Annotated in this window: 1 protein-coding gene; it reads right to left on the reverse strand. The window is 72.0% G+C overall.

Annotation, left to right across the window (positions count from 1 at the left end; genetic code table 11):
* Positions 1–54: 54 nt before the first annotated feature.
* The coding region (locus SB719_RS19665; RefSeq protein ID WP_412159666.1) for a YbaK/EbsC family protein at positions 55–279 on the reverse strand (225 nt) is incomplete at its 5' end.

Genomic DNA, 279 nt, shown 5'->3' on the forward strand with positions numbered 1-279 from the left:
GAGCGGAGCGGTGTCAGCACCCGGTCGACGGCGGTGCCCGTCATCGGCGGCGGCTCATCCTGTCACCGCTTCGAGCCCGAGGCCGTCGATGACCTGGGCGGACGGGAGCTCGCCGAGCAGTCGTCCTGGAAGCAGGATCTTGGACCGACGGACGCCGGACCCGATGACCACCACCTCCGCCTGCGGGACGCGCGCATCCACCAGCACCGGCCACAGGTCGGGCAGCCCGATCGGGGTGATGCCGCCGTACTCCATCCCGGTCAGCTCGACCGCGCGCTC

It is taken from the genome of Pantoea sp. SIMBA_079 (assembly GCF_046940275.1).
GTDB classification, from domain to species: Bacteria; Pseudomonadota; Gammaproteobacteria; order Enterobacterales; family Enterobacteriaceae; genus Pantoea; species Pantoea borealis.